The 25536-nt window shown below is 33.8% G+C and carries 13 protein-coding genes; 6 read left to right on the plus strand and 7 right to left on the minus strand.

What is annotated here, in order from left to right:
- Position 1: 1 nt before the first annotated feature.
- From NCC77_RS16940 to NCC77_RS16950, 3 genes are read right to left on the minus strand one after another with little or no spacing between them, the layout of a single operon-like run.
- Positions 2-5596 (minus strand): fibronectin type III domain-containing protein, encoded by a 5595-nt coding sequence (locus NCC77_RS16940; protein WP_250836663.1) that lies wholly within the window; start codon positions 5594-5596, stop codon positions 2-4.
- A 3-nt stretch (positions 5597-5599) separates the two neighbouring features.
- Entirely contained in the window at positions 5600-10747 is a 5148-nt protein-coding gene (locus tag NCC77_RS16945) for a T9SS type A sorting domain-containing protein (RefSeq protein WP_250836664.1), read from the minus strand.
- A 4-nt stretch (positions 10748-10751) separates the two neighbouring features.
- Positions 10752-12818, minus strand: coding sequence for a fibronectin type III domain-containing protein (locus tag NCC77_RS16950; protein ID WP_250836665.1), 2067 nt, complete (start codon positions 12816-12818; stop codon positions 10752-10754).
- A gap of 485 nt (positions 12819-13303) precedes the next feature.
- On the opposite strand from NCC77_RS16950, the gene NCC77_RS16955 reads away from it, so the two are divergent.
- On the plus strand, positions 13304-14071 hold the full coding sequence (locus tag NCC77_RS16955) for a DUF2490 domain-containing protein (protein WP_250836666.1): 768 nt from the start codon (positions 13304-13306) through the stop codon (positions 14069-14071).
- 8 nt (positions 14072-14079) lie between these two features.
- Here NCC77_RS16955 and NCC77_RS16960 read toward each other — a convergent pair whose 3' ends face one another.
- The gene (locus NCC77_RS16960) at positions 14080-15057 is read right to left on the minus strand and encodes a YheT family hydrolase (RefSeq protein WP_250836667.1); all 978 of its coding nucleotides are present in this window, start codon (positions 15055-15057) and stop codon (positions 14080-14082) included.
- Positions 15058-15457: 400 nt separating this feature from the next.
- Here NCC77_RS16960 and NCC77_RS16965 point away from each other — a divergent pair, with 400 nt between their 5' ends.
- On the plus strand, positions 15458-16828 hold the full coding sequence (locus tag NCC77_RS16965) for a sensor histidine kinase (protein WP_250836668.1): 1371 nt from the start codon (positions 15458-15460) through the stop codon (positions 16826-16828).
- A 103-nt stretch (positions 16829-16931) separates the two neighbouring features.
- On the opposite strand, the gene NCC77_RS16970 is transcribed toward NCC77_RS16965, so the two are convergent.
- Positions 16932-17624: an SIMPL domain-containing protein gene (locus NCC77_RS16970; RefSeq protein WP_250836669.1), complete on the minus strand. Its 693-nt coding sequence runs from the start codon at positions 17622-17624 to the stop codon at positions 16932-16934.
- Positions 17625-17675: 51 nt separating this feature from the next.
- Entirely contained in the window at positions 17676-18314 is a 639-nt protein-coding gene (locus tag NCC77_RS16975; protein ID WP_095931565.1) for a rhomboid family intramembrane serine protease, read from the minus strand.
- A 120-nt stretch (positions 18315-18434) separates the two neighbouring features.
- Between NCC77_RS16975 and NCC77_RS16980 the strand changes: the two genes are divergently transcribed.
- Complete coding sequence (locus NCC77_RS16980) at positions 18435-19307, plus strand: lysophospholipid acyltransferase family protein (protein ID WP_250836670.1); 873 nt, start codon at positions 18435-18437, stop codon at positions 19305-19307.
- Positions 19308-19753: 446 nt separating this feature from the next.
- Here NCC77_RS16980 and glmM read toward each other — a convergent pair whose 3' ends face one another.
- Entirely contained in the window at positions 19754-21142 is a 1389-nt protein-coding gene (gene glmM / locus NCC77_RS16985; RefSeq protein ID WP_250836671.1) for a phosphoglucosamine mutase, read from the minus strand.
- Positions 21143-21346: 204 nt separating this feature from the next.
- Here glmM and NCC77_RS16990 point away from each other — a divergent pair, with 204 nt between their 5' ends.
- From NCC77_RS16990 to NCC77_RS17000, 3 genes are all read left to right on the plus strand, one after another.
- Positions 21347-21931 (plus strand): acyl carrier protein phosphodiesterase, encoded by a 585-nt coding sequence (locus tag NCC77_RS16990; RefSeq protein WP_250836672.1) that lies wholly within the window; start codon positions 21347-21349, stop codon positions 21929-21931.
- A 21-nt stretch (positions 21932-21952) separates the two neighbouring features.
- Positions 21953-23641 carry a gamma-glutamyltransferase gene (gene ggt, locus NCC77_RS16995; RefSeq protein ID WP_250836673.1) on the plus strand — a complete coding sequence of 563 codons (1689 nt, stop codon included), beginning with the start codon at positions 21953-21955 and terminating at the stop codon, positions 23639-23641.
- Between the two features lie 74 nt (positions 23642-23715).
- A complete protein-coding gene (locus NCC77_RS17000) occupies positions 23716-25500 on the plus strand; it encodes a chloride channel protein (protein ID WP_250836674.1) in 1785 nt (594 codons plus the stop codon).
- Positions 25501-25536: the final 36 nt, after the last annotated feature.

Consider the following 25536-nt stretch of genomic DNA (forward strand, 5'->3'; position numbering starts at 1 on the left):
GTTAATTAGTATTAGTTATTCTTCTAGCTATTGCCTCTAATGCATCGTCATCTAAATCAAGAATATCCTCAATTTTTAGCTCTTTAAGAATATTCGGTTTATTTTTTATTACTTTCCATAAATCTTGCTTATTAGTTTTCAAAAACTCTTTCATCCCTGTCCTAACCTCTTCCAAAGATAATTTTGATTTGTTAAAAATATATTGCAATTGATCCAGATTATCAACCATCGAAATATAATTTAAAAACTGTGGTTTGCTTATTTTAGAAGCATTTTTATAACTCTTATATTCTAAATATTTTAATTCATTACCAGTACCATTTAATTCGACATCAAATTTACATTTTAAACACGGTAAATCATCTGCGTCGAACTCCAAGTCAAAGGCTTTTATTTTTTCTCTTGGAATTCCTCTTTTTTCTAAATCTTTCATCATATGCCACAAACCATCTTGCATAGAAGGGAGTGGATTATTTAAAGCATCGCGTAAACTTTTATTAAATCCTTGTACCCCCTCATATCGGTTTGCAATAACTTTAAGCATTCGCATGTGCTCTTGAAGAGAAAATTTGTTCCAACCCCATCCAGAATCTTTATGTGCAGTAATAAATTTCTCGATAATATCATCCATTTCGCTTCCTAATATTTTCCTCATTGAAGCGTCATTTATAATTTCAGATATAGATTCTATAGTTGCTCTACTTCTTAGCAACTTACTGTCTCTTCCCGCTTTTTTCAGTAAATACCATTCTTTACTAAAATCTTTTCCTTCTCTAATTAAATCTTGTAAATCTGCACTTTGAGTTATATCGTTAAGAAAAACTTTTAATTTAGCAAGATCATCTTTAAAAGGAGCCTTTTCAAGTATGTTTGTTAATTTGTTAGTATTGTCAAGCGAATTACCTATTTTATCTAAAACATTATTTATTTCGTCTTCGGTTAAACCTAACTTTTTTAAACGAGCTAAAAGAGTTTCGCTTGCTTCTTCAATAAGTTCACCTACACTTTTTCTTAGTTTTTCTTCACTTTCATTTAATAGTACTTTCGTTTTTTCTCCATTTACAACTATTTCGGCAATTACGTTCCCATCCATATCTGCTGGAGTCACAATTGTTAACTGACCATCTAATTCTGCCTTTTTAAGAAGTTCTCTAGCCTTGTTGACTGCATTATCAACATTCTCAGTTAAATCGATAATAATAGGAAAAACGACACAATAAGGCACTCCTCCTTTTACTATTTTGAATCCCGGTTTAATAAAAGCCTTAGTAACAGTATAACTAAATTTAATAACAGTACCAGTAGTTTTAACCGTTACATTAATAAATTTCCCAGCACCTTTCATTATTAGATTTATTACATCTAAAGACTCCATTACCTGAGATATTTGAGCAATTTTGCCCGCTTTGGTAAACGAAGCCGCAATAGTTATAATGTTTGCCACGTCATAACCAACAGTTTCAGCAATTTGGCACGCTTGTCCCGTATGTGATTTTTTTATTAACGACCAAATACAAACCTCATCCTTTGTGGTTGATGTACAAAAAATGCCAAGTTTTTTTAATCCTTCCCACATTTCTCCTGCGCGCTCACCTCCGTCTATAATATTAGTAACAATAGCCGCCATTTCTGCAAGACCTTTTACTTGATCCACAAAACCATTCCATATACCACATTTAAATGCAAAGTAAATGTGATTCATATTTACTTCTTTTGAATTTGTGATACTGATATTCCATTCTGCTAGGACTTGATCATTAATTAATAGTGACCAAGCAAAAGGATCAACTAAGCTTACATAAAACAAAACAGGATTATAATCTTTTGTTGTAATTTCAGGATTAAAGAAACGTTCTGGTATTTTAGCTTTTGTAACAATACTTGCTACACCATCTAAAATTGCTGTTAGAGGGTTAAAATAGGTGTAAGTACCATCAAATTTTGGAATTACTTCACTTAGAAGAGCCAAAAATTTATTTACATCTTTATTCCCACTGCCACTAACACTGCTTCCTAGAATAGTTTTTACTGTAGCTTTTCCAGATGAATCAAAATCAACCCAAACTGCTATTTGCGAACCTGATAATTTTGCTAAGTAATCTGTTACTTCTTTTTTCTTCGTTGGAAGAGTTTGTGCATCAGTAATAAATATTTTTGCAACTAAACCTGATTTATCACTAATATTCTGTATTTGAGCAAAAACTTTTAATTTTTCGTTCGCAGAAATAACTCCTGAATAATCATACAAATGAGATTCAGAAGCATTAACTTCTACAAGATCTTCTCTATAACCTTTATTTGCAACTTTTCCTAAACCAGCTAAATAATCTTTATAACTTATGTCTGCAATGTTATCATTATTTTCATCCCCAGGTTTAGTAGAGCAACCTGTTGATGATATTGTTTCAACAAGACCATTATTACCTTCATATGATAACTTAGTAATATTCCCAATAAAGGAGTTTGTTGTACTTATCTGTTGAGCACTAAGTTGCATTTCCTGCTTTAAAATATGGTACTCTTTTTTCTGATTATCAATAGAAAGCATATTGATAATGTACACAGCATATTTTCCTGCAGAATTATATTTAAAGTTGGAATCTGAATATGGAATTAAATTTCCAGTCTTCTTATCCTTATCCCAACCCTCGGCAGTTGCTTTAAAATAACCTTTGAAAGACGTTTCAATGACTCCCTTATTTGGATTTAAAGTACTATGCCAATAAACACCATCTGGCGTTTTAAATGAAAATAGTGCTCCATTATTTATACTTTGTGGCTGATCGCAAGTAAAGATAATCTCAGTGCCTTTTGAAAGCTTTATTAATTTGTTTGCGGGAGTTAAGAAGTAACCATCTTCTTTAAGCACAAATTCCTTATCCACTTTCTCCCCACTACTCTGACTCTGAAACGCATATAACTTAAATGCAGGATCATTAATCTGTTTCCAATCTAAATGGTTTAAAAGAGTACTTGTGGTACTGTAATCCATTAAGAAACTAGTACTGCCTTCGGCTGTTTTATACTGTTCAAAAGGATGTTCTAGCTTAAAGATTCCATGCCCTAACTCATGAGCTGCAGTAGCAAGATTTTCTTTGCCATTATTAGCTTTCGCGAATACATATCCAAATTGTCCATTTAAACGCATATATCCATCTTGTTTCGTGCTAGAAATCTTGTTTGTAATAAACAAAACATAACCGTCACGCGAACCTTGATATGATGCATTTATCTTTAGCTGTTCTGCACTGTAAGTAGAAGTAATAGTATTTTTCTCGGTTTGAATTACATTGCCTGAAACTATCTTATCTATATTAAAAATAGCTTCCTTCTTAAAGTTAATTTTAACGCCTATCTTGCTATAAATCCTTTGTGTTTCAGCAATAATTTCATTTAACTTATTTGCAGAGATATCATCAGTAGGAACCAAGGCCACATTAACATCTTTTGGCGAAATATGCACTAGCATAAATGCACCAATAACCTGCCATTTCTTACCTTGTTTTACGGTGGCTAATATTTGTTCTTCGGCATACGTTAGACTTCCTTTTACAGTAAGAACAAATATTTTATCATTCCTTGTAAAGTCAATTTTTGCTCCATTCTGGGTTTTAAAAACTATGCTATCTAATTTTATATTAGAATCTGTAACATTTACTGTAGCAACAACTGTATCTGAATCGCCATTTAAAACTGCTTTATAAGGCAATACGTTATCGCCTGCTTTGGCATACAATTTCTTTAGCGCTGCAGATGCATTTTCTGGCATTACATCAAAAGCATACTTGCTTCCGTTTCCAGAAAAAGCAATCGAAATACCTTTGGCGGTAAATGCTGTGGCTTGACCACTTTTATCTACGCCATCTGTATTTTCTGGCGATGGTTTGCCTCCTTCGGCAACTGCAACACCTTGATTGCTTCCATTTCCTTCACTGTCTACCGTGTAAACTTTTGGAGGAACAACAACTTTTCCGTCTTTATCGACAACACCGCTGTCTGTAATTACAGTATCTTTTCCGCCAGGAATAGTTATCTGCTCGCCGTCAACACCATTTACAAGTATATCTCCATTAGCATTAATGATAATATCTTTAATTACAAAAGGAACTTTTTCTTCAATTTGTCCACCTTTACCCTCACCAGTGAAATCTTCAATGTCGGTAACATTTTTCCAATCTGGGTTATAGCTTGTTTCTACAACACCACTGATCAATTGATAATCAGTATTGATTACAATATCCTTAAACTCTACTGCAATTTTAGTATCGGCTAAATAAGGAACAATGATATATCCGAGTCCAGAATATGGGCTGTTTTCTCCTCTAAGTTCTAAAATAGTTACAGGAAAATCGCCAGCCTTAAATGTCTCGCTTTGAATTAAATTGGTTAGCGGTTTTTGGTTCTGGATATTGATTTGCGGAACGATACCACAATTGTATGCAGGAACACCACTACTTTCTGTTGGTGTAGTAAAAGTGCTTATGTTAGAATAAGTAAACGACTGAATTCCGTCTTCAGCTGGATCACAGCTCGATCCCACTCTAAATTCATAGGTTACTCCTGGCTCTAAATTGGTAATTAAACTTTGTTTGTTTAAACTATTTGACGAGAACCACTGTGCATTACGAACACCTTGTTTTTTATATTGTACCTGATAGCGCGTATGCTCTGGCACTCCTTCCCAAGTTATTTTTACACTTTTTGAACTTTGGGATTCGCTCAATAAAAATGTCGGCGCGGTACATGAAGCCGTATATTTAAAAGAATATATTTCGCTATATCCGTCATTTTTAAAAACAGCATTTTCTGAAAGTCCCGTTGTCGAAATCGCTCGTACTCTCCATGCGTAACGCAAACCTGGAGTAAGTATTGGCATACTTAAATTGTACAAAACAGCGGTTCCAAATAAAGTTTCTTCGTATAAAGTCGGCGACATTTGAAACCCAATTTGAGGATCTAATGTTGGATCTAGAAGTTGTTTTAGCTCAAATTTATACGAAACATTTGTTGCGTTGATCTGACGCGGCGTCCAAGTAAATAAAATATTAGGAAACTCTGTCGAAGCAATTTGTTCGTTTTTTTGCGGTGTATTTAATAACGGCGGATCATTTAATATCAGGTATAAACTAGCACAGCTTTTTTGAGATATTTTCTGATTCGTTACAAAATCGTACATCTCAAAACAAAAATTGTACATTCCTTCTGGCAGCGGATTCGCATATTGCGCTGCAGATATTCCTTGCAGGTTTTCTAACCTAAAAAGCGATGCAATATCGACATTGGTTAAGGTTTGCAGTTCCCCTCCATTTATATATATTGGTCTTTGTTCCTGTGCATAATCAGAGGTTTGGATATTTAATCCGTTGCCTTGTATGTACAGTTTTAAGCGTACTCTTCTTTGCGAGATAGAGATATCGGTTGGATTAATCAACAATTGCATCTTCGTATCCATGCTTGTTGCATAATCGGATATTTTGACGCTATACGGACTATTAAAAACTGGTGTTAATTGAACTGGATATAATTGTGCATATCCAACTGTATTAAAAAACAGAAATAGAACAAAGAAATATAGGTTGCTGAAAAGGTTCTTCATTTTTTAATTGATGATAATTTTTTTAACCAATGTTTGCTGTCCCGTCTCCAATACGACAATATATACTCCAGATTGTAATGAAGTATTAAAATCTACTTCGTACTTTTTCTTTCCTGACTCTTGTTTTTGAATCATCGTATTTTGTCCAGAAGAGGAGAACAGTCTTAAATTTATCGCACTGTTGTTTTCTAAATTTACAATTGCTTTAAAATTACCATTGTTCGGATTTGGGGTTACAATAAAATCTATAATAAATTGAGATGCCGTTTCGGTATTTGGCAATGTACCGCGTTTTTCTACCATAATATTTTTGGTATAAACTGCATAACATTCTCCTTGTGTCTGCTTTAAACCTATTGAATACACTCCAATTGCATCAAACTTTAAGGTGATGTATTTTTCTTTTTGCTCAACAACTTTTACTCCATTTGGAACAACCCAATCTGTACTTTCTCCAAAAGGGCTGCTGGTGTTAACCAAAATTACTTCCTCGTCTAAATAGGCTTGAGAACTCAATAAAAATTCTGCACTAATGGCCATCTGGCTCGTTTTTATCACAATTTCATCTTCGCCAATACACCCTAAAGAAGAAGTCACTTTTACATGATACGTTCCTGCTTTAGACACATTGATTTTTGCTTCATTTGAAGTGAATCCGTTTGTAGAAGTCCAACTATATTTTGCTGGCGGATCTTTAATTGAAGCATCTAAATCTAGACTTTGGTCAATACATAAAGTTCGATCTGGACCAACGTTGACAATAACTGGCTCAGGATCTTTTAAAACAAATCGCTTTTTGTAAACGCAACACTCTGGACAAGTAATCGTAACTTCATAATTTCCAGCCGTAAGATTATTTAAATCTTTGGTAACTGCTCCTGTATTCCATAAATACGTATAAGGCAAATTACCTCCTGTAACATTAAGTTCTATAGATCCGTCGTTTCCTTTATAGCAAATAGGATTTTTAACCGTTTCCGTTGATAGTATTCCGTTTGGATCTCCCACAAAAATACTTCCCTGAACCACGCATCCTTTTGCATCTGTCGCTATTACAAAATAATTGTTTGTGGTAATGTTTTCTATTTTAGAAGTTGTTTCTCCGTTTGTCCATTCGTATGTATAAGGCGGCGTTCCACCTGTTACATGTGCTTCTGCCCAACCGTCATCTCCAGTCGTACAGCCCACATCAAACTTCGTAAAGGTTAATTTCAACTGATCTGGTTGTGGAATATACTTTTCGGCATCAATTTCTTTCACTAAAACATTATTCACATAAGTTCCCAGTTTTATTCCGTTGGCGTCTTCAATGTTTAGTGCATAAGTTCCTTCAGAAAGATATTCAGCTGTATCTCCTGTATTATTCCAGATAGCCCAAGAACCGTTGGCTTGTTTTTTCTTCCAAGTGTAATAATAAGGCAATCCATTATTTTTCTCTTTATTAAGCTGAATACCTCCTGTTACATTCGCTTTTAAAATTCCGTCTTGCGACTCATCTCTTTGATTATCTAGAGGATTAGCATCAATCTCGTTTCCAAATTCGTTGCTCACATTACAAGAAATAGTGCGAATCACTTCAAAAGTGACTTCAATCGGATCCGGATCGTCTAATTCAATAACGGAATTAGCTACGGTACAACTCGTTTTATTTGTCGCCGCATTGTAATTAGCATCACGTACCGTTAAAGTATAAGTTTCTTCAGGAAGTCCTGTTAATGATATTCTATAAATACTATTTTCAAAACTTGTTGTAAAACTAGTTTGCACTACTCCTTTACTATTTTTCCATTCAAACCAATATGTATTGTCTGCTGCAATAGTTCCGCCATTAACCTCAACTACAATTTTTCCATTTGTTGCTTTGTAGAAACTCGGATTTACAACCTCTGTATATTTAATCGCAAGCGGCGCTTTTGGCTGATCAATAAAAACTTCAGCATAAGCCGTACAGCCTTTTTCGTCTTTTGCAATTACCCAATAATTTCCAGTTTTTAAAACGGTATTTTTGTCCGATTTAACTTCATTAGACCATTCGTAAGTGTATTTTCCGCTTCCTCCTTCTGCAGTTGCAGTTGCCCATCCGTCATTACCTCCATTACAAAAAACATCTCCTTTTTCTATTTTCACAGACAATACTGGAGGCTGATCCATAAATTGTGTAACATCTATCGCCTCTGCAAGCTCATTGTTAACATAAGTTCCTAAAACGATTCCATTTCTGTCTTTTACATTAAGCGCATAAGTTCCATAAGAAAGATTTGAAGCTGTTTCTCCTTTTATATTCGTTAAGTTAATCCAAGAACCATCGTCCTTTTGTTTTTTCCAATAAAAATAATAAGGCAATCCATTATTTTCATCTGATGGAAGCGGAATTCCACCTGTAACATGAGCCTTCAAAATTCCATCTTGAGATTCATCTCTTTGATCATCTTTTGGAGTTGTATCGGTATTGTCTCCAAACTCATTTTTGGCATTACAAGAAATAGTCTGAACAATTTTGAAAACCACTTTTATAGGATCTGGTTCTGTCAATTGAACTTCAGATTCTGCAACCGTACAATTAACTGTCTGGCCTTTCGCTTCATTATAATTTTTATCTGTTACAGTCAAATAATAAAAATCTGCTGGCACGTTATTTAAGGTGATCGTATAAACTCCATTTATTACTTCTGCAGTTGGATTTTGTACCTTTCCTGTCGAATTTTTCCACTCATAATTATATAGTCTGCCTTCATTTGATGCAGGATCAAATTCTGTTCCTCCCTTTATTTCTGCTATAATTTTACCATTCGAACCACCTGAAAAAGTAGGAGGTTTTAATGTTTCATAATTAATACTTACAGCAAAATCAGGCTCATCTATATCTATATCTAATGTGCTAAAACATCCATTTTCATCAGTTACCTCAATAGTATATGTTCCTTTAATTAAATTCGATATTTTATTTTCATCGACAGTTCCTTCTCCTGTATTATACCATTTATATGTATAAACACCAGTTCCTCCTATTGCAGTTACAGTTGCCCATCCGTTATTGCCTTTATGACACGAAACATCTCCCCAAGTATAGGATAGCTGTATTTTATCAGGTTCAGAAATTTTTTGAATAGCTGCTTTTGCTTCTAAGAGTTTTTCTGTATCGTAAGTTCCTTGTACTATTCCATTAGCATCTTCAACATTTAAAGAGTAGGAACCTTCAGAAAGATTTTCGGCAAGTAGTTTTTTATACTCAGACAATTCATCCCATTCTTTGGTATCCTCATTATATTTTGACCAGAAAATTTTATAAGGCTGACCACCATTATTTCCTCCTTCAAATGGCACACCTCCGCTTACTGTAGCTTTTAATATTCCATCTGCAGATTTACTTTCGCCACCAATCGGATTTAGACTTTCTGAATTACAGGAAATCTTTTGCTCCACTGTAATATCAACTTTAATCGGATCGGGATCAATTAATGTAACTTCTAAATTTGGATCTATTTGTTGATCTATCAAACAATTTCTTTCATCTGTTACAGATAATTTATAAGTATCGGCGGGAACGTTCTTTAATGAAATGGTAAAAACATTATTCGCAAATTGAGTAGATGACTTACTTGCATCGATCTTATCATTTTTACTATTTGTCCAAATAAAAGCATACGAATTACCTTTTATAGGCGTTCCACCCGAAATTGAAGCTGTTATTGTACCATTTTCCGCTTTATGAAAAGTAGGATTCGATTTTGAAACTTTACCTTCTACAATAAGTGGCCCGTCAGGCTGGGTAATTTCTTCTGATAATTCTTTTTCCTTGTTTTCTGGCGTTAGCGCTATACAGCCAAGTATGTCAGATGCATCTTTTATTTTTCGAACTTTAACATAATGATAGCCTAATGTAAGACCTTCTATAGAAGTTGTCGCTCCATTTTCAAAATCTTTCCAATTTACCCCATGATCGGTAGAATATTGAAAAATGCCATTTTTTGCTCCTCCAGTAGCCGTTACCGTTATTGCACCGTCTAAACCTCCATGACAATTAATATCATTCTTTTTCTTAATCGAAAAATCTACAGGATCTGGTGTGCCTATATTAAATATATAAGGGCTACTGTCTATATATATAGAGCTCGTAGTGGCATCATTAATAAATCCAGCAAATGTTAGGCTATACTTCCCTTTTTCAAAATTACATGGTGCTATAAAATTACTTCCATTAAATGAGTTCTTATCTGCTTGTCCGGAACAAATTACGTCGGTCCAAACATTTAGAATTTCATCAAAACGTTTAATACTAAAAATCAATTTTTCGGTATTAAATAAAGGTCTGTTGAATTTTACATTCACTTTAGCATCATTAGAACCAAAACATCTCATTTCTTGTTCTTGATAAGATTCAATTAAAGGAGCTGATTGGCGCACGATATAAGTAACCGTATTAGAGACAGAAGTACATGCTAATTGTCTAATATAAATCTTTTTACCATGATATTCTCCTGCTGCATCACCTAGAATATCTTTTGCACTAGCTGTAAAACTAGACTTTGTTGCAAATTGTGGCATGTTAACCCAACCATATGGATTTGTATAATCAAATGAATACTGCCAATTATATTCTGAACTGTCAAACCCTGTATTAGAGCTTACCGTAACTTTAGTGTCTGTTGGCAAATCATTTTTACTCGCAGGATCAACAATTACAAGAACGGGACGAATCTTTATGTTAAATGAAGATGTACCAAGTCCATCCCCGTCACTGCCTACATTTCTATATTCTTTAAATTCAAAATCATCATTATAGCAAAGAAATCTATCTCTTCTCGTAACTCTCCCCATATTATAAGGCCTATTTCCGTTACAAGAATGCTTATCATATCTTGAAGCAGAAAAGTACAAAGATTGCAGAACTTTATTCGCTTTGAATGTAGTTCTCACATTAGTATAGTAATCAGTCTTTCTATTATCAGAATAAGTAATATCTAAGGCTTTATAATTATCTGCAGGAGTGCTAAATTCTAAGGTAACAAATGCAGTCCCGCAATTATGGTGTTCATCATTATAAACTGAGCCATTAAAAATAACTTCGTACGAACCCAATTCCGCAGTCTGACCTTGAGCATAACCCAATCCGCAAACCAATAAGATGACAAATAAGTAAAATTTCTTCATAGGCTTAATAAATAACTGTTAAGGTCTCTGGTTTTGCTGGACTGTCATTTTCTAAACTTGGGACCAGATGATATTCGTATTGTTTATTAATTTTCAAATTTTTATCTTCTAAAGTAAAAACAGTTCCGTTTAATTCTTTCCATAAAGTTGGCGGAAGCCCTTTTTCATTTTTATAAATACTTAGGCCTAAAACCTTGCCTTTATTCTTTGCATAGTCCCAAGAAAGAACTATTTTTCTATTTTCTCTGTCTGCTGTTCCTTGCGAAAATGTAATCACTTTTACTGGTGTAAAATTCAACACACTAACCGTGATTACTGAATGATCTAACGAAGACCATAGATTACTTTTATCCTTAGCCAGAATAGCATATTGATAGGTCTTTTTATTTTCTATTCGATCATCTGTAAATTCCTGAATCGTATCATTTATTTGTTTGATTTCCACCCATTTTTCCTGTCCTTTTTCTCTTCTTCTTAAACTATGACTGACAACATCTTCACTATAGCTTCGTATCCACTTTAAGTGTACTTTGCCATCTTTGTTATCATAATCTTTAAAAATAGGTGCAGCCGGCGGAATTTTATCGGGTTTATCCAATACCAGAATATCTGAAGGATCAGAGATATTATAACGCATATCCTCAGCAGCAATTCTATAATAAACTTTACTGTTGGTCATTTTTAAACTCACGCTGTCTTTATATTCTGTACCGCTGTAAGATTGATGATAAATATCTACAAACTCCTCTCCTGCCGTATTGGCTTTTAGTATTCGGTATCCGCGAAGATCTTTTTCTGTATTAGGTTTCCATTTTAGCCTAACCGTTCCAAGACTATCAATTACCCCTTCCAGTCCAATTGGTTTGGCTGGCGGTATAGAATCGACTGGCTGTACCAGCATACTTTGAGAGGTTAATCTCTGATTGTTTTTTCCAACAACCGAAATGGTAAAATAATTGGATGGATACAGTTCTTCTTTAAACTTGAGTTTCCTTTCAGAGGGCGGAATAATCTTAGAAACAACCTTATACGGTCCTTTATCGTTATTTGCTAAATTAATTTCATAACCTTGAATAAATCCTTCTGATTCTTTCGGATAATCCCATTCAAGATTCACTTCATTAGAATTTATAATCGCATAATCTACCAATCTTGCCGGAGTTACTACAGCGGCAACACCCGTAGCTGTTATAGGTTTTGTAAACTCTCCTTTTTCTCCAAAGGAAGTTATACCGTATAATCTATAATGATAAACTTTGTCGTTTACACTAAGTGTATCAACAAAGTACATGTTTTTGGACGGATTTTCGTCTTTATCATTTAAGTTAACAAGTCCGGTATTTGATATTGGTTTATAATTGATTCCGTCTGAAGATTTTTCTACCATAAACGAGGTATAAATTCTTTTGAAGGTTTCATAATCCCAAGAAAGCAGTACTTTTCTATCGTCTGGAACAGCAATAAAATCTGTTGGTGCAGGCAGAACCGAATAATCTTTTAGGCCGATCATATAGGAAGCTTCTTTTACCTGTGGACTTTCAAAAACCTTTACTTGGTAAGCATATACTTCATTCTTCTTTACATCTGTATCTACATAACCCCAGCCAGCTTTTACAGCTCCTTCAAAGCTCATGTCTGCAGCATACAAAGCAAAAGTATATCGCTGATCTAGTTCGTCGGCCATATTAACTATTTTTGCCAAATCACCTTCTTTTGCGCCTGTTACTTCAAAACTTTCGCCATAAATAGATTGGGCAATAATAGCCGCATTATTGTCTTTCTGTACAAAATCAATCCAAGAATCTAGTGGTTCGGGAGTTAATGGTTTAGAAGTAAGAAGTACTTTTTCGGGTTTAGGCAAGACATTACCGTCGCGTAGAATTGTAGTTCTGGTAATTGTAAATCCTTTTTTATTAGCTTTCTGCCATTCTGCTGGAGAATTGATAGCCCAGCGAACTAAAATTTTATCCTTTTGTGCTCTGGCTTTAACCACAACAGCAGGACGTTTAGTCTGTGAATAGGATACCGATATAAACAATAAAAAGAAAAAAATAAACTTATTTGGGGACATAAGATGTAATTATTTCCATATTAAAAAAACAAAAGTAATCTTTTTAATTATGATTTAAATACGGTTTCCCGTACTGCAATGTAACAACACATAAACAGAAAAACATAACAACCTTACAAATAGTAGATTACACTAAAATCTACCGCTTTTTTCCTACGAATTAAAATCAAAAAAAATCATTTATAATATCTTCTTTCTCCTTTTTTACGGACTAAATATATATTCATAGTATAATAAATCTGGATATATTGATATAGCCAGTTTCAAATGACCGCTTTCCTTTGCTTGCGGATACAAAAATATGATCGCTAACACCTTAAATCCAACAAAACATAAACACCTGATATAAAATAAATTAAACTTAAAACTTACCCTATAAATCTTCATTAAAAAAGAATACCTTTACTTGTAATAATTGTTTGCATAATTTCCTTAGACTGATTCAAAAGAAATTTACACTTTAACTAATTTCTATCGTTTTTAATATGAAAAACAATTTTATCAGATTCCTAATTCTATTGCTTCATTTAAATGTATTAGGACAAACTCAAAAAAAAGAAATTAACCAGCAGCTTCAGACTTGGGTTTCTATCAATACGGTTACCAAATTTGCAGAACATTGGGGTGTGATTGGCGATTTTCATATCAGGCGGAATGATTTTGTCGCCGATCCAAGTTTCTATTTTATGAGAGGAGGTATCAGTTATATTCCGAATTCAAATATTTCCTTAAATCTAGGATATGCGCATATGTGGCTCGCTCCATCAAATCCCGACTGGAGTACTTTTGCAGATGAAAACAGAATTTACCAACAGGCACAGTTAAACACAAAATTTGGAAATGTAAGCATTTTGCAGCGCTTGCGAAATGAACAGCGCTGGCAGGAAAAAATGGTCAATGATAGACCTAGTGGCGATTGGCGTTTTACCAATAGAATTCGTTATCTGATGAGTTTCACTTTTAGAATCTCCGATAAGAAATCGTGGCCTCAAATGGTTCTTTCAGATGAGATTTTGCTGCATTTTGGAGAAGAAGTCGTTTACAATACTTTTGATCAAAACCGCTTTTTTATCGGAATTAGAAAAAATATTAATCCAAAATGGAGTTACGATTTTGGTTATATGAATGTATATCAGCAAAAATATTCTGGCTATCAATATGACATGAATCACACCATAAGATTATTTTTTTATTTGAGCACCAGCATCAAGAAAAAAGCGCCTTCTGAGATTGAGAATTCAGGCGATGAGTGAAATTGTTTTTAAAGTAAAGTATTGTTTGATCTGAAAGATTCAAAAAACTCAAAAGCTCTTTTCTCTGCATAAGAATACTCAGAATCGCGAAGCGGAAAAGCACAATGTCCACCGTATTTTGGTGTTTCCAGATAAACAAACGCACTGTCTTTGGCAATAGTTCTTGGGTAACATCTTTCGCCCAGAAAAGGATCATCTAGCGAATTAATAATCAAAACCGGAGTTGTAATATTTTTAAGAGAAAACTCTGGAGAAACACGTTCGTAGTAATCATCACGACTTGCAAATCCATGAAGTGGAGCCGTAAAATATTGGTCTACTTCATCAAAAGTAGAAATATTATCTATTTGATCACGGTTGATAAAATCAGGAAATTGAGCCGCTTTGTATTTCAATTTCTTTTTAATATCAATGGTAAAATTCTTCAAATAAACTCTGTTAAAACCTTGCTTAAGCACCTCTGCACTTGTGGCAATGTGGGTTGGCACCGAAATTGAAACAGCAGCTTTTATACGCTCATCTATTTTTGTCCATCCCAAATAATTTAGAAGCTGAACACCACCCATTGAATATCCGATCAAATAAATATCTTCAAATCCTTTTTTCAACGCAAACTGAACCACTTCATCCAAATCATCAACTGCACCGTGATGATATAGCCTTGGAAGACGATTCATTTCTCCGCCACAAGTACGATTGTTCCACGCAAAAACCGAAAAACCTTTCTGCTTAAAATAGGCCGCACAGCTGTTATTATAAGTTCTGCGGGAATCGCCTTCTAAACCGTGACATAAAATTACGGCCTTTTTTGAGCCATTTAAAATATAATCGATGTTGATAAAATCTCCGTCATTCAATTCATGCTTTTCTCTTGTATATTCAGGCACTTCAAACTTCTTAATCAGTGCAGCATAAATGGTAGAAACATGCCTGTTGCGATGAATAATAGAAGGAGAATTATATTCTGATTGTTCAATTAGTGGCATAACAAAGAATTTTGTGGTAATTAATACAAAGCTAAGAAATCATTCAATATGTAAATTAATTCGTTCTTTCTATTTTATCTTTTTAATAATTCCCTAAAAAAACACATACAAAAAAATCGAAAAAAAGTTATTTTTAAATCTATAACACAAAACTGCAAAAACTATTGTTTATTTTTAAAGTATAAGATTTTACATCGTATGTTTGTTATTTCAAAATACCACAATTAATTTAAAAATAAACTGCTGTTAATTTTTAAAAACAGTTTAATGTTGTAGCACATTAGAAGGAAAACAAATTGTTAAATGTGCTAGAACACTGCGCTTGTCGTGTCATCTCTAGCTTGAATATTTACTTTATTTGTATATTTGTTAAATCGATTTCTAAAACAAAATCCCTCTAATGTTTGAACTCTTACCGGTAGATCCAAAAACAATATTTCTACTTTACTTTTGGGGCAATCTGTTTACCTGCATTCTTATTTTTAGTTTTTCATTTTCATATGCCACTAGCGATAACCGAAAAACTTTAAAATGGTTTGGCTTAGGCAAATTAATACTAACTCTTGCTTGGGTATTGGCACTTTTGCGTAATATTATTCCTGATTTTGCATCTATTAACATTGCTAATTCTATGATTCTTGGCGCTTGCTGCTTTGAGACGATGGCTATGCTGTCACTTATTAAAACACATGTAAAAAAGCATTATCGCTTTCAAATAGCAATTACTGCAGCATCAATAGTATTCTTTAATATTTCGACACTTTTTGACGCATCAATGAATACTCGCGTCATAATTGGCGGTATTGGCATATTTTTTATCTATTTATTGCCAACTATAACTTATTTTACAGAAAAGGAAAAAAGCTTTTTTAAGACTTTCTATGTTTTGTGCTACATGGCATTTGAAATTCTAATTGCAACACGAATTGTTCACAGATATTTGTATCCTCAAGATCTTATTATTTCCAATGACACCTTCGATAGCTTATACAGCATTTGCCTATTTTTATTGACTTTAATTGGCATTGTAGGCTTTCTGCTTTTGGTAAAAGAAAAGCAGGATCATAAAATTAAAAAGCTTTTAAACGATAAGAATCAGTTCTTTTCTATTATTTCTCACGATTTAAGAGGCCCTTTAGGCTCTTCTGTTTCTCTTTCTGAAATTTTATTGGAGAATATCGAACAATACAGCCGAGAAGAAATTAAAGAAATATCAGAGCTTCTGCACGATTCCAACAAGAACATTTACAAACTACTGGAGAACCTTTTAGATTGGTCTAGAGTACAAACTGGAATGATTGCCTTTAATCCTAAAAATGTGCTTTTAAATGCCTTGATTGAAGAGAATATAGAACTAAGCCGAAATGTCGCTCTAAATAAAAACATCAACATTACGTTTGAATCGGCTTATCTTGTCGAAGCAGAAGTTGATAAAAATATGATTAGCACCATCTTGCGAAATTTACTAAGCAATGCAATTAAATTTACAGACAAGAACGGTGAGATTAAAGTCAAACTAATCAGAACAAATCAAAAAGTAGAAATTTCTATTACAGATAATGGAATCGGAGTTCCAGAAAATATAAAAGAAAAGTTATTTAAAATTAACGGAAAGGTTCTCCAAAAAGGAACAGAAAACGAACTCGGCAGCGGACTCGGATTATTGCTTTGCAAAGAGTTTGTAAGCATTCATCAAGGAACAATTTGGGTAGAAAGCGAACAAGGAAAAGGAAGTACATTTCAGTTTACACTTCCTATAAAGGTTGTTTAAATTTCAATACTGAAATTCCAATCCCAACCGAATAAAACAAAAAAATCCAAATCCAAGTTTAAATTGGAATTTGGATTTTTTAATATTGGTATTTTATAAACGTTTAGTCTAATACAAAACTTACGCTAACATTTGCTGTAATTTCAATCTCGCCAACTGCAAGAGTTTCGTTTGAAGCACCCATTGAGTCTGCTTCTTTCATTCTCATAGCTGCAGCATACATTGGCTGTGGACGATAGATTTGAGAATTGTCTGAAATGGTAAAAGCTTTACCCACTTTTTGTCCTAAAACAGACACATATTCTTCCGCTTTTGTTTTAGCATCTTTCATTGCTAATTTTCTAGCTTCAGACTCGTATTGTGCTAATTTAGAGGTTTCAAAAGAAACTTTATCTATTCTATTAATTCCTTGCTGAACCAAACCTTCCATTAACTCATCGTATTTAGTTAAATCTTTCACTACGATTTCTACTGTTTGTGTAGCGTTATAAGAAGTTTTCTTTTTCTCATAATCGTACTGCGGATTAAGAGCTACTTGTTTTGTTTTGAAATCTGCTGTTGGGATATTCATTTTTTTGATGAATTTTAAAACAGCGTCCATCTTTTCGTCATTTTGTTTTTTAACGTCTTTAGCATTATTCCCTTTTGTTTCAACCGAAGCTGAAATACAAACCTGATCAGGTGCTACTTTTACTTTTCCTTCTCCATTAACATTAATTAGTGGTACTTGTTTGATTTCTTGGCCGTAAGACATAGTCATAAACATGATTGTTAAAAATAATACTAGTTTTTTCATTTTTGTTAAATTTTAATATTTAAAAAAGACATTTCAAAAGTTATGCCAGCATTACAATTTTCCCAATTTTGCCATTCCAAAAAGTATCAAAATCGGAATCGCAAGAAGAATAACCATTAGGGTATGATCTGTAAGAAGTGATGGCATTTTGATCAAAGTAATCAAATATCCTCCTATAGCACCTCCAAAGTGTGCTGTGTGCCCAATATTGTCATTTTTTGCTTTCATTCCATAAATCGAGTATAATAAATACACAATTCCAAAAATATAAGCCGGCATCGGAATCACAAAAAATATTCCGAGCATCATGTCGGGCTGCAATAGTATTGCGGAATATAAAACTCCCGTTACAGCGCCAGAAGCACCAACTGCACGATAACTATAATCATTCTTGTGAAATAGCATGGTAAGAAGACTTCCAAAAATTAAACTCCCGAAATAAACTAAGATAAAAGAAAAGTTACCGAGCCAGTTTAAAACTACAGGAGCAAAAAAATACAAAGTCAGCATATTAAAAATCAAATGCATCATGTCTACATGCAAAAAGCCAGAAGACAACATTCTAATTTGTTCTCCTGAACGAATGCTTCCGACATGAAATTCGTATTTTCTAAAAAAATAAAGATCGTTAAAACCTTTGTAACTAATAACAACGTTCGCAATGATAATCGCTATTAAAATAATATTCATAAGTAATAAGTATTGTGAATTTTGATTTGTAAATATAATCATTCTTAAAGATAAGTTAGCAAGAATGCAAAATAGCAGTCGATAATCATTTTTAATTTATCTTTGCCAAAAAAAAATTACATGCAGTTTCTTGTCTATATTTTAGCCTACCCATTACTTTGGCTTATCTCTATACTTCCTTTTCCTATATTTTACCTATTTTCAGATTTTGTCTGTTTTTTGGTTTATAGAGTTATTGGATATCGCAAAAAAGTAGTTCGCGAAAATCTTGCCCTTACTTTACCTCATTTAAGCGATGCAGAGAGAAAAGTTATAGAAAAGAAATTCTACAAACATATGTGCGATATGTTTTTGGAAATGATTAAAACCATGAGCATGTCTCCTGAAGAAATGGAAAGAAGATTTCATGTCACTAATATTGATCTGGTTCGTGATTATGCTAAAAGAGGAAAAAGTGTTATTCTGGTAGCCTCTCACTATGCAAGTTATGAATGGCTTTTGACTATTAATCCGAAACTTGGATTTCAGGGCGTTGCTGTTTACAAAAGACTAGCCAATCCTTATTTTGATAAATTGGTTCGAAAAATCCGTTCGAAATACAACACCGAAATGATCGAAACTAGAAAAGCGATTCCAACAATGGCCAAAAACCAGCGTGAAGGCATTTTAAGTCTTTATGGCTTAGCAAGCGATCAATCGCCAAAAATGGAAAGGATTTTTCATTCGATGAAATTTATGGGAGTTGAAGTTCCTGTTCATACGGGCGCTGAAACATTGGCAAAAAAATATGATTTAGCAGTTCTATTTGTGGAAGTTAAAAAAGCTAGAAGAGGCTATTATGAAGCTACATTTATTCCTCTTGCTGATAATCCTAAAGATTTTGAAAACTTTAAAATCACAGAAATGTATTTAAAAGAAGTAGAAAAACAAATTCTAGAAGCGCCAGAATTTTATTTGTGGACGCACAAAAGATGGAAACACCGTATTGAATAATATTTCAAAAATAATTTACTGAAAAGTCCGAAAATCAAATGTTGTTTTTCGGACTTTTTATTAAAATTCATTACGTTAGGAACATCTCATCGGTAGAACCAGATTGCAAATGTTATTGTAATTCCATACAAATTCATTCCGTTAGGAATGTCTCGTCGGTAGAACCTAGATTGCAAATGTTATTATAATTCCATACAAATTCATTCCGTTAGGAATGTCTCGTTGGTAGAACCAAATTATACACAGAGGGCATCGTTCCGTAGGAACGCCTGATTAATTGGGAAATTGAATTCAATCCCATAAAATCAGGTGTCCCTACAGGACACAAATTCAAACATCACCATTTTTTTTCTACCAACGAGACATTCCTAACGGAATGTTTTTTATAGAAAAAGCCTCTTTCGAAAGTTTCAAAAGAGGCTTTTTTATGTAATAAACCTAAAATCTTAGATTCCAGCAATTACTTTAATTTCATCAATAATTCGAAGTGCTAATTGATCTGCAGCATCTTGAGAAGGCGCTTCAGTATAAATACGAATAATTGGCTCTGTGTTTGATTTTCTTAAATGAACCCATTCTGTCGCAAAATCAATTTTTACACCGTCAATTGTCGAGATATCTTCGTTTTTATATTTTTCTGTCATTTGAGATAGAATCGCATCAACATCAATTTGTGGTGTCAATTCGATTTTATTTTTACTCATGTAGTATTCTGGATAAGAAGCTCTCAAAGCAGAAACTGGCATTTTTTTGTTTGCTAAATGCGTTAAAAACAATGCAACTCCTACCAGACTATCACGTCCGTAGTGCAATTCAGGATAAATAATTCCACCGTTACCTTCACCACCAATTATGGCGTTATTTTTCTTCATTAATTCAACTACATTCACCTCTCCTACTGCACTTGCTTCGTAGCTTCCGCCGTGGGCTTTCGTAACATCTCTTAAAGCACGAGAAGATGACATATTAGAAACGGTATTTCCTGGAGTTTTGCTCAAAACGTAATCTGCACAAGCCACCAACGTATATTCTTCTCCAAACATTTCTCCGTCTTCGCTAATAAAAGCCAAACGATCAACATCTGGATCTACTACGATACCAAAATCAGCTTTTTCTTTTACAACAAGCTCAGAAATATCAGTTAAATGTTCTTTTAAAGGTTCTGGGTTATGAGGGAAATGTCCATTTGGTTCGCAGTATAATTCTACAACTTCAACGCCCATTAATTTTAGCAATTTCGGAATGATAATTCCTCCAGATGAATTTACACCATCAACAACCACTTTAAATTTAGCTTCTTTAACCGCTTCGATATCAACCAATGGCAAGTTTAAAACTTCATCGATATGAATATCCATATATGCATCATTAGAAATAACTTCACCTAAACTATCTACATCAGAAAAGTCGAAAGCTTCAGCTTCAGCAATTTCAAGAATTTTTGCACCATCAGCGCCACTTAAAAATTCTCCTTTTGCATTTAATAATTTTAAAGCATTCCACTGTTTTGGATTGTGAGATGCAGTTAGGATAATTCCGCCATCCGCTTTTTCCAAAGGAACAGCCACTTCAACAGTTGGCGTTGTAGAAAGTCCAAGATCGATAACATCGATTCCTAAACCAATTAAAGTATTCACTACTAAATTATGAATCATTGGTCCAGAAATTCTCGCATCACGGCCAATTACAACAGTCAATTTATCTTTAGCAATATTATTTTTCAAGAAAGTTCCGTACGCCGAGGCAAATTTCACTGCATCAACAGGAGTTAGATTGTCTCCCACTTTTCCTCCGATCGTTCCACGGATTCCAGAAATAGATTTTATTAAAGTCATTTTTGTGAGTTAGGGTTATTTTTTACAAATATAAAAAAGTTACCGAGTTACTAAGGCGCTAAGTCTCTAAGAATTTAAATTTAATCTATAAGAAACTACTTATTTCTCGTTATTTTATAACAAAATGATTTAAAAAAGTTTTTATACATTTACTAAAATAACTCAGAATCTTAGCCTCTAAGGTTCTTGGCAACTTTCAAAAAAATGAATTTCTTAGCCCACATATACCTTTCTGGAGAAAATGATCTGATTAAAATAGGGAATTTTATGGCTGACGGAATTCGCGGAAAACAATTTGAACATTTTCCTGAAGATGTGCAAAAAGGAATTTTACTGCATCGATTCATAGATACCTATACCGATTCTCACGATATTTTTAGAACCAGCACTAAACGTCTTCATGACAGATACCATCATTATGCCGGCGTAATTGTGGATATTGTTTATGATCATTTTTTGGCCAAAAACTGGACAAAATATTCGGATGAAAAATTAGAGCTTTTTGTAAAGCGATTTTATCATTCGCTACATGATAATTATGACATTTTAACCGAAAAAACGCAAAGTTTAATGCCTTACATGATCGAAAGAAACTGGTTGGTAAGTTATCGTACAACCGAAGGAATTCACCATATTTTAACGCAAATGGACAGAAGGTCGAAAAATATTTCTCAAATGCAGTTTGCTGTTGAAGAACTTATTGAATTTTATGATGAATTTGAAGAAGAATTTACTCTTTTCTTTGAAGAAATGAGAGTCAAAGCCAAAGAAAAACTACTTTCTCTTTAGCTCAATTTAATTTTATTGCACATGAAAAAAATTACACTTTTAATCGCCCTTTTATATTTAAATAGCAGCAACGCACAAGAAGCTTTTTCAAAACCAACAGGATTGGTTGTTACAAAAGCAATGGTTGTTTCTGCTCGCGAAGAAGCTTCTAAAATTGGTGCCGACATCATGAAAAAAGGAGGAAATGCTTTTGATGCCATGATCGGAACCGAATTGGCTCTTGCTGTTGCTTTTCCGTTTGCAGGAAATATAGGCGGTGGCGGGTTTATGGTTTACAGAAAAGCAAATGGCGAAGTGGGTTCTTTGGATTATCGCGAAAAAGCGCCACTTGCAGCCACAAAAGATATGTTTTTGGATAGCGAAGGGAATGTTATAAAAGGAAAAAGCACGCAAACGGCACTTGCCATTGGTGTTCCTGGAACTATTGCAGGTGTTTTTGCTGTACATAAAAAATACGGAACAATACCAATCTCTAAAATTCTGGAGCCTGTTATTGCTTTAGCAGAAAGAGGTGTTGTAGTAACCAAAAAGCAAGAGAAAAGTATAAAAGATTATCATGAAAGCATTGTAAAAATTAACGGCGAAAATTCACTTGTATCGGGCAATTTCAAAGAAAATGACACGATCAAGTACTTAGCTTTAGCCAAAACTTTAAAAAGAATTCAGAAAAAAGGAAGAAATGAATTTTACAAAGGCGAAACTGCAAAAATCTTAGTCGATTATCTTCAGAAAAAAGGCGGTATTATCACGATGCAAGATTTAGCTAAATATGAAGCGAAATGGAGAAAGCCGCTTGAGTTTACTTATAAAGATTTAAAAATCATTTCAATGTCTCCTCCAAGCAGTGGCGGAATTTGTCTGGCGCAAATCTTAAAAATGCTTGAGCCTTACGATTTAGCAAAAATGGGACATAATTCTCCAGATGCCATTCAGGTGATTGTTGAAGCCGAAAGAAGAGCTTATGCTGATAGAAGTTACTTTTTAGGCGATCCCGATTTTGTAAAAATTCCGATGAAAGAGTTATTAGACGCGAATTATTTGCGCGAAAGAATGGCAAGTTTTAATCCTGAAAAAGCAACTTTATCTACTGAAATTAAAGAAGGAAAAGTAAATTATGCCGAAAGCACAGAAACTACACATTACTCTATTGTAGACCAATTCGGAAATGCAATTGCTGCTACAACAACTTTAAATGATGGTTATGGTTCTAAATATTACTGTGACGAATTAGGTTTCTTTTTGAATAATGAAATGGATGATTTTAGTGCTAAACCTGGATCTCCAAATATGTTTGGTTTGGTTGGAAATGAAGCCAACAGCATTGCGCCGCAAAAACGTATGTTAAGCTCTATGACACCAACAATTGTAGAAAAAAACGGAAAACTTTTTATGGTCGTTGGAACTCCAGGCGGTTCAACCATTATCACTTCTGTTTTGCAAACGATTTTAAATGTTTACGAATACAAATTAAGCATGCAGGAAGCGGTAAATGCGCCTCGTTTTCATCATCAATGGCTACCCGATTTAATCACTTTCGAACCTAGTACTTTTGAAACAAAAACTATAGATCAGTTAAAAGCTAAGAGTTACATTATCAACGAAAAGCCAACTCCAATTATCGGAAAAGTAGACGCCATTTTAGTTTTACCTGACAATAGATTAGAAGGAGGAGCAGATTTTAGAGGAGACGACACAGCTGTTGGTTTTTAAAGTGATTCTTCATTTTATTTTTTTTAAACAAGATTAAAATCTAATTTTGTAAAATCGATAATTTTTAAAACATAATGATAAAAAAATATTTCAGACGACTTGAAAGCATAATTGCTTTGGCTCAATCTTTAATGACACCAAAACAATTTCTGTTTTTATCTAGTGTTTTAACTGGAATATCGTGTGCGTTTGCGGTAATCGTTCTTAAAACATTCGCACACAGCGTTTTTTCTTTTGCAACTTACATCAACGGAATTTTAAAATTGAGCTTCATCAATAGTATTTTGCCTATTATTGGTATCACATTAACGGTTTTTGTTGTAAATAAAGTTCTTAACGGAAGCATACAAAAAGGAACTTCACAGATACTTTATGCGGTTGCCAAAAAAGCAAGCATTATTCCGAAAAAGCAGATGTATGCGCAGATTGTTACCAGTTCGTTAACGGTTGGTCTAGGAGGTTCTGCTGGTTTAGAGAGTCCAATTGTGATAACAGGAGCTGCTTTTGGTTCTAATTTTGCCCAAAACTATAAGTTACAATATAAAGACAGAACGTTGTTAATTGGCTGTGGCGTTGCGGCCGGAATTGCTGCCGCATTTAATGCACCAATTGCTGGAGTCCTTTTTGCTATTGAAGTCTTATTGGTAGATGTTAGTATTTCTGCCTTTACCCCTATTATGATTTCTGCCGCAACAGGTGCTTTGGTTTCTGCAATTGTTTTGGACGAAAGCATTTTATTAAGCTTCAAAAAACAAGAAACATTCGATTATCATAATATTCCATTTTACGTTCTTTTGGGAGTTCTTACTGGATTGGTTGCTATTTATTACTCTAGAAATTTCCAAAAAGTAGAGCATTATTTTGCCAAACAGCAAATTAATCCATATAAAAAAGCTTTAATTGGTTCATCGTTATTGGCATTATTAATTTTTATTTTTCCAACATTATTTGGTGAAGGTTACGAAAGCATTAAAACATTATCTGATGCAGATCCTGGACTTTTATTGGATAATACTTTGTTTGCCGATTTTAGAAATAATCCATGGGTTCTTCTTTTATTTGTCGGAGCAACAGCAATGGTTAAAGTTTTTGCTTCTGGATTAACCATTGGGAGCGGTGGTAACGGAGGAAACTTTGCCCCATCTCTATTTTTAGGATCTTATTTGGGCTATTTCTTTTCTAAACTGGTTACGATGATTGGCTTATCTAAACTTCCTATCAGTAATTTTACAATGGTTGGAATGGCAGGAATTTTGAGCGGTTTATTTCATGCTCCACTTACGGCTATTTTCTTAATCGCAGAAATTACAGGAGGTTACGGATTAATGATTCCGCTTATGATTGTTTCTTCAATCAGTTTTGCTATTTCTAAGCGTTACGAAAAATATTCGCTTGACGTAAAAGGATTAGCTAAAAAAGGACATGCTTTTACGAGTAATAAAGATTCTAATATTCTATCCACTTTAGAAATTGACACAATCATTCAGTGCGATTACCTAACCGTTCATCCAGATGAAAACCTAAGTAAATTAGTAGACCTAATTTCACACTCTAATCAAGTTGTTTTTGCGGTTGTAAACAATGATAAAGATTTGGTTGGAGTGGTGCATTTTAATGATATTCGCGAAATTATATTTAACTCTTACCGTGTAAAATATACTTTCATTAGAGATGTAATGAAAGCGCCTTCTGCTACAATTTCTACACTTGATAGCATGGAGATTGTAATGCGCAAATTTGAAACCTCAAAATCTGCTTTTCTTCCTGTTTTAAGAGACGGAAAATACCACGGATTCATTTCAAAATCAATAGCGCTTGAAGCATATCGAACAAAACTTCGTTCTATGACCATTGAATAACCTTAATATCGGATACGTTAAAAATTTTTATTATCC

The organism is Flavobacterium tyrosinilyticum, assembly GCF_023656565.1.
Lineage (GTDB): Bacteria > Bacteroidota > Bacteroidia > Flavobacteriales > Flavobacteriaceae > Flavobacterium > Flavobacterium tyrosinilyticum.

What these genes read in the sequence shown, in the direction of transcription:
- NCC77_RS16940 (WP_250836663.1), bottom strand. Translation starts at nt 5,596, where the DNA reads ATGAAGAACCTTTTCAGCAACCTATATTTCTTTGTTCTATTTCTGTTT.
- NCC77_RS16945 (WP_250836664.1), bottom strand. Translation starts at nt 10,747, where the DNA reads ATGAAGAAATTTTACTTATTTGTCATCTTATTGGTTTGCGGATTGGGT.
- NCC77_RS16950 (WP_250836665.1), bottom strand. Translation starts at nt 12,818, where the DNA reads ATGTCCCCAAATAAGTTTATTTTTTTCTTTTTATTGTTTATATCGGTA.
- NCC77_RS16955 (WP_250836666.1), top strand. Translation starts at nt 13,304, where the DNA reads ATGAAAAACAATTTTATCAGATTCCTAATTCTATTGCTTCATTTAAAT.
- NCC77_RS16960 (WP_250836667.1), bottom strand. Translation starts at nt 15,057, where the DNA reads ATGCCACTAATTGAACAATCAGAATATAATTCTCCTTCTATTATTCAT.
- NCC77_RS16965 (WP_250836668.1), top strand. Translation starts at nt 15,458, where the DNA reads ATGTTTGAACTCTTACCGGTAGATCCAAAAACAATATTTCTACTTTAC.
- NCC77_RS16970 (WP_250836669.1), bottom strand. Translation starts at nt 17,624, where the DNA reads ATGAAAAAACTAGTATTATTTTTAACAATCATGTTTATGACTATGTCT.
- NCC77_RS16975 (WP_095931565.1), bottom strand. Translation starts at nt 18,314, where the DNA reads ATGAATATTATTTTAATAGCGATTATCATTGCGAACGTTGTTATTAGT.
- NCC77_RS16980 (WP_250836670.1), top strand. Translation starts at nt 18,435, where the DNA reads ATGCAGTTTCTTGTCTATATTTTAGCCTACCCATTACTTTGGCTTATC.
- glmM (WP_250836671.1), bottom strand. Translation starts at nt 21,142, where the DNA reads ATGACTTTAATAAAATCTATTTCTGGAATCCGTGGAACGATCGGAGGA.
- NCC77_RS16990 (WP_250836672.1), top strand. Translation starts at nt 21,347, where the DNA reads ATGAATTTCTTAGCCCACATATACCTTTCTGGAGAAAATGATCTGATT.
- ggt (WP_250836673.1), top strand. Translation starts at nt 21,953, where the DNA reads ATGAAAAAAATTACACTTTTAATCGCCCTTTTATATTTAAATAGCAGC.
- NCC77_RS17000 (WP_250836674.1), top strand. Translation starts at nt 23,716, where the DNA reads ATGATAAAAAAATATTTCAGACGACTTGAAAGCATAATTGCTTTGGCT.